Below are 14,599 nucleotides of genomic sequence, written 5' to 3'. Positions count from 1 at the left end.
CATCCTAATTGTCGCCGAACATTCACTCGCCATACGTCAAAATCATCAAGTTGATCGGCATTGATACGAGTTATATGAGTATCGCCAAAGAAGGGGATGTGATACTTGTTCAGCGCACCAATGTAGTCATCGTAAATGACTTTACCTGTGCCTGTTGCCTTTGCGACTTTCATTTGCTCAATAACTTTCTCGGCAATAAATGCAAAACGCTTTGATTCAACAACAAAGTTATTTGTTTCAAAACGAATTTCAAATTCAATCAAGAGACGATGTGCTTTAGCTATTGCCTGCGGTAAATCAGGAGTTTGAGTGGATCGAATGATATAGGTTTTGTCCACTTTTAAGCGTACAATCCAGTTATAACAGTTCGATTGTTTGTAAATTTTTAGGTTAGGTGCAAGTGTGTGTTTCTCAAGGATTTTTGCCATGATATGACTCCTAAATCCGGAACACCTTTTGTGAAGTTTTTTCAAAGGTGGAGGATTTATATTGTTAAGCTACTGAATTTATAGCAACAATATCTTATAGTCATTTCATTCAAAATCCGCCGGGGGAAACTCCGTGTCGGTTCGAGTCCGACCCTAGGCACCAAATCATACATAACCGCCACTCTCATTTTTTACAATGTCGTTGAGCATTCACATATCAGCGTTCAGGGTGCTATATCAGGCAGCGACTACTCGTTGCGAACTGCTGGTTGGTAACGTAACAAAATCCTCTGGATAGTGCCATCATCTATCATTAACTGCAGCGTTTGCTGCACCCGACTTGCTAATTCTGGCCGATTAGGGTTAATCGCGCAGTAGACGTTATCTGGTGCTGTCCAAAGCGGGTCTGCATGCAAGCCTTCACTATTAAATTGTTGCTGATGATATTCATAAGCCCGATCCACAGTCAGTACCGCATCAAGTCGCTGTTTTTGCAGCCGCATCAGATTGCTTTGTAGTGAGATGGCGTCATCCCGAATAATCAGGCGCTGTGAAAAGACTGCATCAAATTCAGGGTAGCTGAAACCACGGTCGGTGCCGACCCGCTTACCCAATAGATCAGTGAGCTGGGTGATAGAAGGGCTATGACTGCGTCTTACGATAACCTGGCGCGTTGTAAAGAGGCTGGGACTCCAAGCCAAAAGCTCTGGCTGCTCAACCCATGCCGGACTCAGAAAGCAAGCGATGTCAGCTTCGTCACGAAGTAACCATTGTTCCACCCGTCCCCGGGGTAAAGGTAAAAAGTTCAGGGTAAGTGTGCTGCGGCTGGCAAGAGCTTCAAGAATATCTTTGCTGATCCCCCCAGCTAGATCGCCACTCTCGTCAAACAGTGCATAAGGGGGCGCGTTAGAGCTACTGACAATAGCCCGCAGTGAGCCGGTATCGGCGACGACCGGCGCCGAGGTTAATATCAACGAACTAATCAATAACAAGCCGCGCACCAACACCTCAGATGAATACCGCCGCACTTTTAACTTAGCATGCTATATCCGAAAAACAAGCGAAGTCTAATTCGGCTAACTATTTCAATAAAACATGACTAAAATCCCGGCTGCAGCTGTTGTAGGGTAGCTACAGCTAACGGATTCTCGACGATGTCATTAAGGCGCAATAACGTCAGTCCCTGATAATTGCCATTTCGTAGCACTTGTTGCAGGTTACTCCAGCCCTCGGCATGATAGAGACCTGCGGCGAGCGCATTTTCGCCTTTTAATATAACACCCTGTCTACGTGCTTCTGCACCAATCCAGTTCACCAGTGTGCTTGGCATAGAACCTGCCTCACCCTCTGGCTCATCAGACATTTCGAGCGCGGTAAAATGCACTACAACTTTGCGCGGTTGTTTGGCTTTCGGAGCTGCCAGAGCGATTATTTGCTGATAACCCGGCTCAGGTGTGGAACTGAAGGCGGCATTCGCATCAATAATACCGGCAGCTAACTCTGCGGTACGAGCGCCAATGTCAGAGTTGATTGTCCAATGAATACCGGGGATTTTAAAACCCAATGGAATTTCGGCTGGTAGCTGTTGGAAAGCGTATTCTGCATAGCGCAACATCCTGGCGCCGTGTGCCACCAGTGCTTGGTGATACCATTGCAAAAAGTCTTGCCTGGATGGCTCGGTCAGATGCTGGTTGCTTGCTATCGCCTGGTCCCAGGACAGTGGGAGTGCGATCTCTGTGAAGTTTTGATAAGCAGTGCCCCAGCCTGAGTTGAGTGTGGCGATGTTTTGATAGCGTTGCTCCAGCCAGAGTTGGAAGTCAGTTCTGCTCAATAAAGAGTAGGCCTGAAAACGTCCGCGTGACGGAAAAGCCGCGGCGACGCCATCATGGCTGTTATATGAAGGGTAGCGTAACTCACCGGCTGGCCCCATAGAAATATTCAGTTCAACAAAGTCTGTGGCTATTGTCTGATATCGCGTTGCGAAAGCTTGCATAAACTCAATATATTGGTTTTTTACCAGTTCATCTGACCATAGTGACAGGGTTTCATTGGCCGTATTACCGTCTTCGCTTTGATAGCGTAAATCGTCAGGCGCAATACCCTTTCTTTGATAATGTGTCCAAATCCAGCCAGGTAACGGGATATCGCAGTCGTCACCCACATTACCGCCGCATTGATGAAATGCCATAATGGGGATAATTTTTAGTCCGGCAGCGCGAATATCTGAAAAAACATCATCATAGTAGTGCCAGACAAATTGTTGGTCTCCGGCTTGCTCCACCAGCCCCCACCAAACATCTACTGAGATTGCTGTTATTCCAAGTTTTTTTGCGACCTTGAGTTGATGCTGAAATTCACTGCGCTCCCTGACAATTAAGGGCGCCATGGCATTAATTTCTGGTAGTGCCTGTACCGGCCATGTTAAACAAAATAACAGTGAACAGAACAACATCACTTTACGCATGACAGCTTTCCGTTAACTAAAGACCCGATACTCTAGGTCGAAAAGTCCCTGCTGTCAAAATGGCGACTTTGCCAACCTCGCCAGAGTCTGGCACTGTGTTATTATCAATTCTGTTTTCCAGAAACTACGCCATGTTATGGTAGTTACTGAGAGTGTAAGACCTTAATCCGGGTATCCTTATGTCACAAATTTTCAGCAATGTTGCCGTTAGCAGAGCGTTATTGCTCCTTATTCTGGCGGCAGGGGTGTATTTTTTTATTGGCTTTCTGGTACCGGTGCTGGCGGCGCTGATTATTTGTTTTGCCAGTTGGCCGGTATATCAGCGGTTAGTCAGGCAGTGTGGTAATAATACAACCCTTGCCGCGACGCTGGCGCTGATTCTGATTGTATTGTGTCTGGTGGTACCGCTAACCTGGGTGTTTAGTTATGCGATAGCAGAAATGAAGCTCTGGATGAAATGGTTATTGGCAGCGAATCAATCGGGAGCGCCAGTACCCGATTGGATTGCCGCGTTACCCGGCGTAGGAAGCTGGCTGGCGCAAATCTGGCAGGATTATTTAAGTGAACCTCATCAATTGGGGCATGCAGTCAGTGTGATTAGTGGTGAACACCTGAGCGGGATCTCGCGTACTGTATTAAATCTGGGCTGGCAAACGGCCGGCGCTTTGTTAACCATTTTATTTATGCTGATCACGCTGTTCTTTCTTTACAAAGATGGCGATAAATTTGCGGGTCAGTTAGATACGGTCGGGGAGAGAATTTTACCTGCGCGTTGGCAGCGTTTCTCCCGGGTGGTGCCTGCCACCGTAAGCTCTACGGTGCTGGGCATGACCGTGATTGCGATTGGCGAGGGGATAGTGCTAGGTGTCGCCTACTGGATTGCCGGGGTGCCGTCGCCGGTGGCTTTTGGCGTGATCACTGGCTTTATGGCGTTGATCCCGGGTGGGGCGCCGCTGGCGTTTACACTGATTTCTCTTTATTTGGTGGGAACGGGCGATCTGACGGCAGGTATTGCCTTGTTCTTATGGGGCAGTATTGAGCTGTTTATTGTCGATAAAACCATCCGGCCGACTCTGGTCGGTGGGCCAATTAAGCTGCCTTTTTTACCTACTTTTTTTGGTTTAATCGGTGGGGTAAAGACGATGGGGCTGGTCGGCTTATTTATTGGTCCGGTGCTAATGGCGCTGCTAGTAGCAATGTGGCGTGAGTGGTTACGGGAAGTGCCGCCGGCCGCTGAGGTAACCGAGGTAAACTCCAGGGTAGAGGTGGATGGCAGCAGTTAAGGTTTGGGCCGGGCCCATTTTAAGGCGGTTGACGCCAGAGAGGTTGACGTTTTGGCTGGCAACCGATGCCCCGGTAAGGCTAGATCTCACGCTCACACCACAAGATGGCGCAGCGATTAGACTTTCGCAAGATCATTTAAAAGCCGGACATACCGAACTTAAAGCCGGTGCCAAGCTGTACTTTCAGTTGCTGGATCTTCAACTGCCAGCCGCCTTGCCAACCCAGCAGCCAATTTACTACCAGTTATTATTAAACGGTGAGAGCTGGCAGCAGTGGGCGCCGGATCTGTGCTTTACCGATCAGCCTGAGCCATTTTTTGTCTTACAACCTGATGTGCGGCAACTGTTGCACGGCTCCTGCCGTAAACCGCATCATCCTGCTGCTGATGGTTTACTGCAGGTGGAGCAGTTACTGGCCGAGACGACGCCGGAGCAGTGGCCGGCACTGTTAATGCTAAGTGGCGATCAGATTTATGCTGATGATGTGGCGACACCCATGTTAGTTGCCATCCACCATTTACTGCCGCAACTGGGCTTGCCAGATGAAACGCTACCCTGCAGTGAAGTCGCCAGTGCCGGCGAACTGCACCAGCTGCAGCCTTACTATCTGAAGCGGGAAGCCTTGTTGCCGGATAATAAACTTAGCCGCGATATGGTGACTAAGGTATTCGGTGGAGTACGTAAACCGGTATTTACTTCAGACTCAGCCCATAATCATCTGATTAGTCTGGGTGAAGTGCTGGCAATGTATTTATTGGTTTGGTCGCCGCAGCCCTGGCAACAGGTGCTGGCGAGCGGGGTATGGCCAGCTGCACCGGAACTGGACGCACAGCAGCGACAACAATATCAGCAACAGCAACAGATATCGCAGCAATTTGTTGAAGGATTGCCGCGGGTGAGAAGAGCCTTGGCGCATTTACCGGTGGCGATGATTTTCGACGATCATGATATTACAGATGATTGGAATTTAACGGCGGCCTGGGAGCAGGCTGCTTATAACCACGATTTTTCAGCACGGATTATTGGTAATGCCTTGTTGGGCTACCTGTTGTGTCAAGGTTGGGGTAATTGTCCTGAAGCCTTTAGTGCGGACTTGCTGCAACAGGTACAGCAGGTGCTGGCGCAGCCGGGGCAGGACTTGCACGATAAATTACTGCAGCAGTTATTTCGTTTTAACCAATGGCAATACCAGTGGCCGACCGAGCCGCCACTGCTAGTGCTGGATACCCGCACTCAGCGCTGGCGCTCGGAGCGCTCACTGGAGAGTCCGTCTGGGTTGATGGATTGGGAAGCCATTACCGATTTGCAGCAACGCCTGTTGGGGTTAGAGGCAGTGATTCTGGTCTCGCCGGCGCCGATTTTTGGTGTAAAGTTAATTGAAAGCATTCAGCGGGTATTTGCCTGGTGTGGTAAGCCGCTGTTGGTTGATGCAGAAAACTGGATGGCTCACCCGGGTGCCGCCCATGCCATGCTCAATTTGTTCCGGCACCCGAAAACGCCGCGGCACTTTGTTATTTTGTCGGGTGATGTGCACTACTCCTTTGTTTACGATATCAGGTTAAGGGGTAAAAGACGTGGACCTGACTTGTGGCAAATTACCAGCAGTGGCCTGAAGAATGAGTTCCCCAAAAAACTGCTCGATGTTTTTGATCGCTTAAACCGTTGGCTGTACTCGCCACGCTCGCCATTAAACTGGTTTACCCGCCGCCGCCGGATGCAGGTAATACCTCACAAACCGGAAACGGCCGATCCCGGCGAGCGGTTACTAAACGCTTCTGGAGTCGGGCTGGTCACCCTCAATGCTGATGGTTCGCCACGAGAGGTCATGCAGCTGTGTGCCGATGGGCGTAAGATTCGCTTTGTGTTACGTGAAGAGGAAGGGCGCTGGGAATAATCAGTGCTGCTCCAACTTGCCAAATCAGTTAAACCTTATACACTGATAAAGCGTTTAAATTCGCTTCTTATAATAATAATTAAAAGAAAACAAACAGATAGGAATATGCTGCTATGGGTGCATTCACTAAATCGCTGCAAAATATCAGCGTGCGGGCCAAACTACTAACTGGTTTTGGTTTGGTACTGCTTATCCTGGTTGTGATCTCTGTGATCAGTTATAACGCCCTGGAAACGTTAAACAGCCGCTTTAAGCTGGTAGCTGACGTTAGCGAGGCGAATTTGTTGGTCAGTGAAGCGCGACAACAGGAAAAGAATTTTTTGTTGCGCCAGGACCCGCAGTATTATCGCCGGGCGGTAGAGCTGGCGGGCAATGCTAAAGCGTTAGGAGAGAAAAGTCTGACGCAGTTTAGCACTGAGCGTAGTCGGGCATTAATGCAACAGATGTTGCAACACATTGCTTTATATCAACAAGCTTTACAGCAACTAGCTACTGCAGAGTCTGGTTCTGCCGCAGCTAATGCGCTCGAGCAGCAAATGACTGAAGCGGCACAAGCCGCTGATCAGGCGGGCACTGACTCTGTTGCTAATCAATTAAGTAATCTGGAGCAGCAAGTGACTGAGGTTGAGCGCATCGTGATTATTGCTGCATTACTGGCAGTCTTAATCGGGATAGCTGCGGCTTTTACTATCACTACTATGGTGGTGGTGCCGTTGCAACGTGTAGTGGGTGTGGCGGAAAAAATTGCTGCCGGTGATCTCACGGCGAACTTACCTACCGATCGCCTGGACGAACCTGGCCAACTGATGCGGGCAATGCAACAAATGACGGTCAGCTTACGGGATCTGCTACACAATTTGACCTCCGGCATCGCCCAGCTGGCCACCGCCACGGAGGAGATGGCGGCCATCTCGCAGCAAAATGCGGCTGGAGTCAGCCAGCAAAAGGCAGAAACGGAGCAAGTGGCCACGGCGATGAATGAAATGGCGGCAACGGTGCAGGATGTTGCAAAGAATGCTGAGGAGGCATCCAGTGCGGCTACCGAATCGGCTACTGAAGCGCAGCGGGGTGAGCAGGTAGTTAGCCAAACCATTCAACATATTAAAACCCTGGCGCACGAAGTTGCGAATTCCGCACAGGCCATCAGTGAATTAAAGCAACAAAGCAGCAATATCGGTGCAGTGTTAGATGTGATTAAAAGTATTGCCGATCAAACGAATTTGCTGGCCCTGAACGCGGCTATTGAGGCAGCGCGGGCCGGCGATGCCGGACGCGGTTTTTCTGTGGTGGCCGACGAAGTGCGGGCTTTGGCGTTCCGGACTCAGGAGTCAACCGGACAAATCGAGCAGCTAATCAGTGCCCTGCAGCATAAAGCAGAGGCGGCAGTCACTAATATGACCAAAAGCGCCGGCCTGGCCGAGCATACTTTGGGCAGTGCCGACAATGTGAGCGAGGCAATTGAAACCATCAGCAAGGCGGTGCAGAGCATTCAGGCGATGAATCAGCAAATTGCTGCGGCCGCCCTGCAGCAAAGTACAGTAGCAGAGCAGATTAACCGCAGTATTTTTAGTATTCGCGATGTTGCTGAGCAATCGGCACAGGCCAGTGAGCAGACCGCGATGGCCAGTACCAACCTAAGCCAGCTGGGTAATGATTTACAACAAGTCGCCGCACGCTTCCGGGTAGCCTAGTCGCCGATGCTTAACGATTTACTGGAAAACTTGCTGCTGTCGTTATCGATGGATCCCGTGCTGGATAGCGGTGATAAGGCGCGCGCAGAGCAACGTTTATTGCAAAGTTGCTTGCAGGGGCTGGCAATTAGCCGGGCCAGTATCTGGTTATATAACCCGCAGCGTGACGCTATCCAATGCCAGCAAATCTGTTGTTTGCAGGCCGGGATCAGCGATGCCTTGCCGGTATTAAGTCGTCAGCAGTTTCCGCGCTATTTTGCTGAGCTGGATAAAAAGCGGGTAATCAATGCCAGTAAGGCGCGAACGGATCCGGCAACGTCGGAATTTACCGAGTCTTACCTGTTGCCGCAGGATATCTGGTCGATGTTGGATGTGCCACTGCGCTATCAGGGCGAAGTTATCGGCATTATCTGTTGTGAGCAAACCGGTGCACCGCGGCAGTGGACCGATGAGGATGCGGGCTTTGTTGGCGCCTTATCTGATCTGTATGGTCGGATACTAGCGGCGGCAGAGCGCTTGCGCTATCAGCAGCAACTGGAACAAAGCAACGAGCGTCTGGAAAGCCTGGTGTCAGAGCGCACTGCGCATTTGCAGCAAACATTGGATCAGTTAAGACAAACCCAGCAACATTTAATTGAATCCGAGAAAATGGCCTCCTTGGGTAGTTTGGTTGCCGGTATTGCACATGAAGTCAACACACCGGTTGGCATCGGTTTAACCGGGATTTCGCATTGCAATTATTTGTTAAACACGGTCCAGCAAAGTATCAACGCCGGCACTTTGGGGAAAAGCCAACTGCAGCAGACGTTGACGGAATTACAAAGCTCTGCTGAATTGGTAGAACGCAATCTGTTACGGGCAGCCGAGTTAATCAGCCAATTTAAGCAGAGTGCTGTTGATCAGTCACACTACGAGCTGCATCGTTTTGCGATTGATGATTACATTCTGGCTGTCGTCAATACCTTACTGCCTTTTTGTAAACAGCATCAGGTGCAGATTGAGCTGGCTCTGCATAGTGGCGTCACGCTCAGTTCTTACCCCGGGGCGATTGCGCAGGTGCTGACTAACCTTATCACCAATGCCTGTATCCATGCGTTTGAAGACTTAGCAGCTGACAAGGTGCCGTTGGTCGTGATCGAAACTGAAGCCCTGGCAGCAGATCGGGTGCAAATCCGGGTGACCGATAATGGCTGTGGCATCCCAAAAGACGCACAGCAGCGGATCTTCGAACCCTTTTTTACCACCCGACGCGGTCGCGGCGGCACGGGGCTTGGGCTATCAATAGTGTATAACATTGTGCAGAAAAATCTGCACGGCGCGATCAGTGTGGTCTCTAAACCAGGTATTGGTACCCGGTTTAGTGTCCGGCTTGATGACTTAGCCCGGTAACGGAATAAACTCTTCCTCATCGCCAGGAACTTTGGCAAAGCGTCCGGCTTGCCAGTCGGCTTTGGCCTGCTCAATCCGTGCTTTACTGCTGGAAACAAAGTTCCATTCGATAAAGCGTTGGCCAATGCTCTCGCCGCCAATCAGCGCCAGCTGACAGTCAGTGCTGGCGCAAACTTCCAGCTCAGTCTCAGCGCTTAATACCACCAGTTGTTGTGCCTGAATGCGGCTTCCCCGCAGCGTCAGTTCGCCGTGCGTTAAATACAGCGCCCGCTCAGCGGCTGGTGGCAGTTTCAACGTTTGCCCTGCCTGTAAACGAGCCTCCAGATAGAGTGTTTCGAAGAAGGTTTTCACTGGCGAGGTCACGCCGTATGCCTGACCAATCATCACCCGAACTGGCACGCCAGCCAGCTCCAGGGTTGGAATACTGTCAGAGGGATAATGATAGAAACCAGGATCGCATTCTTCGTCGGCTTCTGGCAGCGCCAGCCATAACTGCAAGCCATGCAAAGGATGTGCTTGTTGGTGCACTTCGGGCCGTTCACGTTCAGAGTACACGATGCCACGCCCAGCGACCATTAAATTAATATCACCTGGCTGAATTGCCTGATAACTGCCCAGCGAGTCGCGGTGCAGAATTTCGCCGGCAAACAGATAAGTCACTGTTGCCAGGTTGATATGAGGGTGGGGTCTGACGTTAACCCCGCTACCTGCCTCAAACTGCGCCGGGCCCATTTCGTCGAAGAAGATCCAGGGACCGACATTACGCTGCTGCCTCACGGGTAGACAACGACGCACGGTAAAACCACCGAGATCTTTGGCTTTAGGTTCGATAATCATCGCGATGCCAGGGCAGCTTTGCCCCAGTTCACAATCCGCATCAATCTGTGGTTGTTGATTACTCATTATTTGCTCTCCATGGTCTGTTAATCATTACTCAGGTAGCGTAAATGACCTAAGAAGCTACGTGCTACCGGGCCAAGTGTATCAGCATCATTAAAATTCAAATAAAAAGTGAAGGTACGGCTGCTGCCACGGGGGAGTTGTAAGGGTAAGAGTTCACCATTATCCAAAAAGGGTTGTACGGCATGCTTAGGTAACCAGGCGAAGCCCAAATTCTTACGTAATAACTCAATTGACGTTGCAACATGGCTTACAGTCCAGCGTTGCTCTGATCCTAACCAGCCGACATCTTTCTTCTGATGCTGTGCCGAATCACGTAACACGATTTGCCGGCATTGTTTCAACTCTTCCAAAGCCAGCTCCCGTCTTGGCTGAGTCAGGGGGTGTTGCGGCCCGGCTACTGCAATAAACTCGATTTGACACAGGTCTTCATTCAGATTATCCGGCAAGGTAAAAGGTGAGACCGCGATTTCTGCTTTACCCTGGCTCAGTAACTCGTTGGCACCAGACAAGATAGTCTCCAGTAATTCGATCCGGATCAGCGGGTATTCCGCCGAAACGGCGGCCAGGGTCTGATAGAGAATATCGCGCGGGAAAGCCTCATCCACGGCAATACTCAGTTTGGATTCTACGCCGGCTTTTAAATTCAGTGCGACATTTTCCATCCGATCTGCTTCGGCCAGCAAAAAGTTAATCCGGCGTAATAATTGTTCACCGGCAGCGGTAAGCGTCGTTTTCCGGCCTTCCACCTGAAACAGCTGGACATCAAGAGTTTGTTCCAGTTTGTGCACAGCGTGGTGTACCGTAGACTGGCTCTTATAGACAACTTCAGCTGCCTGATGGAAACCACCATGTTCGGCGACGGCTTTAAACATCCGCCATTGTTCCAACGTTGAACGTGCCATCTGTCGCTCCTGCAAAAGAGGCAGTTTGCCGGCTTAGGCAAACTGCCTGGCGAAGTTAGTGCTTGCGGCTGATTAACGCATCGACAGATACTTTACCCGCCCCGCTGAACAGCAAGGAGACACTGGCTGCTAATAACGCTAAGCCAAACTCGTAGCCATTGTTGCTCATAAACAAACCGTTTTCAAAGTGTACGCTAAAGATGGCAACCAACATGGCGAATGCCAGTGCCGCCGCGGCAGGCCGGGTTAAGAATCCGAGGATTAACGCCAGACCACCAAAGAACTCTGCCGCGCCCGCCAAAAAGGCCATTACCACACCAGGTGTTAAGCCAATACTGTCCATCCAGGCGCCTGTGCCCGCTAAACCATAACCGCCAAACCAGCCGAATAGTTTTTGTGCGCCATGAGCCGCAAAAATAATGCCGACCGGAACCCGCAGTGCTAAGGCACCCCAGCCTGCTTGGGTTGTAGTAATTTGTTGAATTAACGCTGTTGCTTTATTCATATCGGTAACCTCAAATTAAGTGAATTTTTTACTGTTGTCGAACTAACTGTTGTCGATGAGGTAACTATAGTGCAGATTATTGATTGTTAAAATTGGATATAATTTATCTATTTGTTCTTATTTTTAGAATGTCCTGCTGGACTAAGCCAAAGTCTTATAGGTGGTATCTGTAACTTTTGTTAGAATCCACTAATAGTCTTTCTGGATGCCAGGCTGATAGATGAAAATAGAAAGTAAAGGTTCGGTGACGCTAGCAGAGTTGGAGCCGGACGCAACATTTTGGCAGGCGTTTAATCTTGGGCTTCGGCTAGAAGTCCAGTTATTAGTTAACTCAGCGTTTCGAATCCGGGCTGAGTTAGTGGGGTTCGAAAAGCGACAATTTCTGTTGCTCAGAATCGCTGCGACTGAACCGGCACTACCAAAAAACATGTTGTCACAACGAACCGGGTTGATATGCCGTTTTGTGGCAGAGGCTGAGCAGGGCAGAGTTTATGCTTTTAAATCTGAAATTTTAAATGTCATAAGCCATCCATACCGGTTGTTGGTTATTCGCTATCCGGAAGTGGCGCAGTACTTATCACTGCGCTCTGATAAGCGCAACCCGGTGCGCATCCCGGTTAAGATCCAGCTGGCAGCCGGCGAGCAAATTGAGGCGGAATTGTTAGATTTGTCGGTAAAAGGCGGCTTATTGGCCTTAAGCCAAGAGGCTCCGTTAATAGGGCGCGGCGAGCAGTTAAGTCTGTTGTTACCTGACACTTTGCCGACGGTCGCGGCCATGGTGAAGCGCAGTACCCGACCCACCGGTACGGTGCGGCTTGGCTTAGAGTTTGCTCAGGCGCTGCCGTTAGCCAGCTTTGAACGTTTGATGCAGCTCAGTCACGACAAGTAGCGTTATGGTTACTGGCGCGCTCTCAGTGTCTGCAGCTCTGTGTTAGCCCGCTAAGGTCGGGCTAACAGGCAATCTCGTGTTACAGCGGTAAATCAAACCATAGCGCTCGCAGCGGCCCCTGCGTTACCACGCCCTGCAGCTTGTCGACAGCTGCGATCTTTAAACCATCGCCTGCTGCCAATGTTACATTCGCTAAGGCCAGCTCTCCCTCAATCAGATGCAGATAGTAAGCGCGACCGGCTTGTACCGGAAAATCTAATACTTGCTCTTTGGTTAACAGCAGCTGCGCCAAAGCGGCATCCTGCTTGATGCGCAAGGTGCCATCACGGCCATCGGGGGTGATCACCCAGGTTAAGCCAGCCTGGTTGCCAAAGTCCTTTTGCTGATATCCTGGCTCACCATCGCGCTGATTTGGCTCAATCCAGATTTGCAAAAATTTTAGGATCTCTGTCTGGCTGGCATTATATTCGCTGTGATAAATACCTTTGCCGGCACTCATTAACTGGAATTCACCGGCCGGCAAAATTTCTTCATTACCGGCAGAATCTTTATGGGCAATTTTCCCGCGCAGCACATAGCTGATAATTTCCATATTGCGGTGACCATGGGTACTAAAACCGGCGCCGGGTGCTACCTCATCGTCGTTGATTACCCTTAATGCTGAGAACCCCATTTGCTGTGGGTTGTAGTAATCACCAAAGGAAAAAGTATGCTGGCTTTTCAGCCAGCCAAAGTGGGCACGGCCACGTTGATTAGCGCGAATAATCTCTAACATCGGTACCTCCGGATGTGATAATACTGAACAACGAGCAGTGAGCTGCATCAACAGCGGTAGTCTAGCAGGCTGAATAAAACGAATATATCGAATAAAATTCAATAATAAATTCTTTAAAATAGAACATGGCGGGGCACACTTTGACATTTTGGCGCATACTGATTCTGACTGCGTTATCCATTCTGGCGTTTGCCGGCAATAGTTTATTAAGCCGGGCCGCCTTTACGCTTACCGAGATCGATGCGAACAGTTTTACCCTGGTGCGTCTGACAGCGGGCGCCCTGACATTACTGTTCCTGGTTTGGTGGGAACAGCGCCAGCTTCGCGTCGCCGGGTCCTGGCTCGGTGCCCTCAGTTTGTTTGGTTATGCCATCTTGTTCTCGTATGCGTATCTGCAGTTAGATACGGCAACCGGTGCGTTAATCTTGTTTGCTGCCGTACAACTGACAATGTTGTTATATAGTGTCAGACAGCGTGAGCAGGTTACTCGCTGGCAATGGTTGGGGGCACTAATGGCCCTGTCTGGTATGGTGTATTTACTCTTGCCAGGTGCAGCGGCACCTTCTGCCGGTGCCGGATTACTGATGATTGGTGCCGGGATGGCCTGGGGCCTGTACTCGCTGTTAGGGCGAACCGGCGGGCCGGCATTATTAGTTACTGCGGGTAATTTTGTACGTAGCGTGCCATTAGCTAGCGTTATCACTCTGCTTGGCTGGCAATATTGGCAGTGGGATCTGTCTGGTGTGTTGCTGGCTGTGGCTTCAGGTGCATTAACTTCAGGTATTGGGTATGCGATCTGGTATCGGGTGTTGCCGGCATTATCGGCGATGCAGGCGGCTTCGGTACAATTAGCGGTACCAGTTGTTGCAGCATTACTCGCGGTCATTCTGCTTGCTGAGCCTATGCACAGCAGGTTGCTGGTTGCGGGGGGGCTGGTATTGTCGGGGCTGGGCTTGGTGTTGTTGTGCGCACACCGTAACAGGAGCTAGGATGTGGCAGCGGCAACTGCCACATCCCCGGCGATGTTTAACCGCCCACTGGTGCTGTCATGCTGCTACGCTGCATACGGGCGGCTTCAGCCCGGGCCGCTTCGCGATCACGCTCAATTTGCTCTACGGTACGACAAACCCGTTCACCAATACGCGAACCTGTTGGTTTTTCAGTGTGACAAATGTGAGTGACTTCACCATTCTCATTAACGATGGTCTGGCCGGTTGATTTCCGAGCGGAGCGATTCTCGTCCGTTGAGGCACAACCAGCAACCATCAGCGCCATGATACCGGCTAACGCCAGCGTTGCTAATTTCATGTTGGGTTTCCTTTTTTGGGTTAATCCGGGTACAAAGATAGCGGATCTTGCCGCTGGATGCAGCTAAAATAGCCGATTCGTTACATTTTTTTACAAATAAACAGCAAATGCGAGTGGCTGGTTTGCACTGATCTTTTCCAGTATCCTTTTATTTCGGGCTATGCGATG

At 50.4% G+C, this 14,599-nt stretch carries 13 protein-coding genes and 1 pseudogene; 6 read left to right on the top strand and 8 right to left on the bottom strand.

Translation table 11 applies throughout. The annotated features are described in order from the left end of the window. From AAY72_RS06700 to AAY72_RS06690, 3 genes and pseudogenes are all read right to left on the bottom strand, one after another. Positions 1–428: pseudogene (locus tag AAY72_RS06700) on the bottom strand (site-specific integrase); the annotation flags it as partial. Between the two features lie 248 nt (positions 429–676). Further along, a complete protein-coding gene (locus AAY72_RS06695; RefSeq protein ID WP_057786262.1) occupies positions 677–1,429 on the bottom strand; it encodes an ABC transporter substrate-binding protein in 753 nt (250 codons plus the stop codon). Between the two features lie 98 nt (positions 1,430–1,527). Further along, entirely contained in the window at positions 1,528–2,892 is a 1,365-nt protein-coding gene (locus AAY72_RS06690) for a family 14 glycosylhydrolase (protein WP_057786256.1), read from the bottom strand. A gap of 179 nt (positions 2,893–3,071) precedes the next feature. On the opposite strand from AAY72_RS06690, the gene AAY72_RS06685 reads away from it, so the two are divergent. The 4 genes from AAY72_RS06685 to AAY72_RS06670 all read left to right on the top strand — a co-directional run bounded on the left by AAY72_RS06685 (position 3,072) and on the right by AAY72_RS06670 (position 9,149). Next, positions 3,072–4,175, top strand: coding sequence for an AI-2E family transporter (locus tag AAY72_RS06685; protein WP_057786254.1), 1,104 nt, complete (start codon positions 3,072–3,074; stop codon positions 4,173–4,175). Beyond that, complete coding sequence (locus AAY72_RS06680; RefSeq protein WP_057786252.1) at positions 4,162–6,069, top strand: alkaline phosphatase D family protein; 1,908 nt, start codon at positions 4,162–4,164, stop codon at positions 6,067–6,069. Before AAY72_RS06685 ends, AAY72_RS06680 begins: the two co-directional genes overlap by 14 nt. 113 nt (positions 6,070–6,182) lie before the next feature. After that, entirely contained in the window at positions 6,183–7,760 is a 1,578-nt protein-coding gene (locus AAY72_RS06675; RefSeq protein WP_057786250.1) for a methyl-accepting chemotaxis protein, read from the top strand. A gap of 6 nt (positions 7,761–7,766) precedes the next feature. Further along, the gene (locus tag AAY72_RS06670; protein WP_057786248.1) at positions 7,767–9,149 is read left to right on the top strand and encodes an ATP-binding protein; all 1,383 of its coding nucleotides are present in this window, start codon (positions 7,767–7,769) and stop codon (positions 9,147–9,149) included. On the opposite strand, the gene AAY72_RS06665 is transcribed toward AAY72_RS06670, so the two are convergent. The 3 genes from AAY72_RS06665 to AAY72_RS06655 are packed head-to-tail and all read right to left on the bottom strand — an operon-like array spanning position 9,138 to position 11,459. Beyond that, a complete protein-coding gene (locus AAY72_RS06665; RefSeq protein WP_057786246.1) occupies positions 9,138–10,052 on the bottom strand; it encodes a pirin family protein in 915 nt (304 codons plus the stop codon). The two genes, AAY72_RS06670 and AAY72_RS06665, sit on opposite strands and share 12 nt — an antisense overlap. Before the next feature lie 20 nt (positions 10,053–10,072). Next, the gene (locus AAY72_RS06660; protein ID WP_008985564.1) at positions 10,073–10,954 is read right to left on the bottom strand and encodes a LysR family transcriptional regulator; all 882 of its coding nucleotides are present in this window, start codon (positions 10,952–10,954) and stop codon (positions 10,073–10,075) included. Positions 10,955–11,009: 55 nt separating this feature from the next. Beyond that, the gene (locus AAY72_RS06655; RefSeq protein WP_008985565.1) at positions 11,010–11,459 is read right to left on the bottom strand and encodes a DoxX family protein; all 450 of its coding nucleotides are present in this window, start codon (positions 11,457–11,459) and stop codon (positions 11,010–11,012) included. Positions 11,460–11,679: 220 nt separating this feature from the next. Between AAY72_RS06655 and AAY72_RS06650 the strand changes: the two genes are divergently transcribed. Next, on the top strand, positions 11,680–12,348 hold the full coding sequence (locus tag AAY72_RS06650) for a PilZ domain-containing protein (protein WP_057786244.1): 669 nt from the start codon (positions 11,680–11,682) through the stop codon (positions 12,346–12,348). A gap of 79 nt (positions 12,349–12,427) precedes the next feature. On the opposite strand, the gene AAY72_RS06645 is transcribed toward AAY72_RS06650, so the two are convergent. Next, positions 12,428–13,123, bottom strand: a complete 696-nt coding sequence (locus tag AAY72_RS06645; RefSeq protein WP_057786242.1) for a pirin family protein — start codon at positions 13,121–13,123, stop codon at positions 12,428–12,430. 140 nt (positions 13,124–13,263) lie between these two features. On the opposite strand from AAY72_RS06645, the gene AAY72_RS06640 reads away from it, so the two are divergent. After that, positions 13,264–14,112 carry a DMT family transporter gene (locus AAY72_RS06640; RefSeq protein ID WP_197408378.1) on the top strand — a complete coding sequence of 283 codons (849 nt, stop codon included), beginning with the start codon at positions 13,264–13,266 and terminating at the stop codon, positions 14,110–14,112. Between the two features lie 37 nt (positions 14,113–14,149). Here the strand turns inward: AAY72_RS06640 and AAY72_RS06635 are convergent, their stop codons facing one another. Then, entirely contained in the window at positions 14,150–14,431 is a 282-nt protein-coding gene (locus AAY72_RS06635) for a hypothetical protein (protein ID WP_008985569.1), read from the bottom strand. Positions 14,432–14,599: the final 168 nt, after the last annotated feature.

It is taken from the genome of Alishewanella sp. WH16-1 (assembly GCF_001441695.1).
Taxonomy (GTDB): Bacteria; Pseudomonadota; Gammaproteobacteria; order Enterobacterales; family Alteromonadaceae; genus Alishewanella; species Alishewanella agri.
The sequence above is the reverse complement of the archived record's forward strand: the minus strand, read 5'-3'. Positions and strand labels throughout refer to the sequence as shown.

Bases quoted from the DNA above. Each gene is read 5' to 3' on its own strand.
- AAY72_RS06645 (WP_057786242.1), bottom strand. From the start codon at position 13,123: ATGTTAGAGATTATTCGCGCTAATCAACGTGGCCGTGCCCACTTTGGC.
- AAY72_RS06680 (WP_057786252.1), top strand. From the start codon at position 4,162: ATGGCAGCAGTTAAGGTTTGGGCCGGGCCCATTTTAAGGCGGTTGACG.
- AAY72_RS06685 (WP_057786254.1), top strand. From the start codon at position 3,072: ATGTCACAAATTTTCAGCAATGTTGCCGTTAGCAGAGCGTTATTGCTC.
- AAY72_RS06660 (WP_008985564.1), bottom strand. From the start codon at position 10,954: ATGGCACGTTCAACGTTGGAACAATGGCGGATGTTTAAAGCCGTCGCC.
- AAY72_RS06670 (WP_057786248.1), top strand. From the start codon at position 7,767: ATGCTTAACGATTTACTGGAAAACTTGCTGCTGTCGTTATCGATGGAT.
- AAY72_RS06655 (WP_008985565.1), bottom strand. From the start codon at position 11,459: ATGAATAAAGCAACAGCGTTAATTCAACAAATTACTACAACCCAAGCA.
- AAY72_RS06650 (WP_057786244.1), top strand. From the start codon at position 11,680: ATGAAAATAGAAAGTAAAGGTTCGGTGACGCTAGCAGAGTTGGAGCCG.
- AAY72_RS06635 (WP_008985569.1), bottom strand. From the start codon at position 14,431: ATGAAATTAGCAACGCTGGCGTTAGCCGGTATCATGGCGCTGATGGTT.
- AAY72_RS06690 (WP_057786256.1), bottom strand. From the start codon at position 2,892: ATGCGTAAAGTGATGTTGTTCTGTTCACTGTTATTTTGTTTAACATGG.
- AAY72_RS06675 (WP_057786250.1), top strand. From the start codon at position 6,183: ATGGGTGCATTCACTAAATCGCTGCAAAATATCAGCGTGCGGGCCAAA.
- AAY72_RS06665 (WP_057786246.1), bottom strand. From the start codon at position 10,052: ATGAGTAATCAACAACCACAGATTGATGCGGATTGTGAACTGGGGCAA.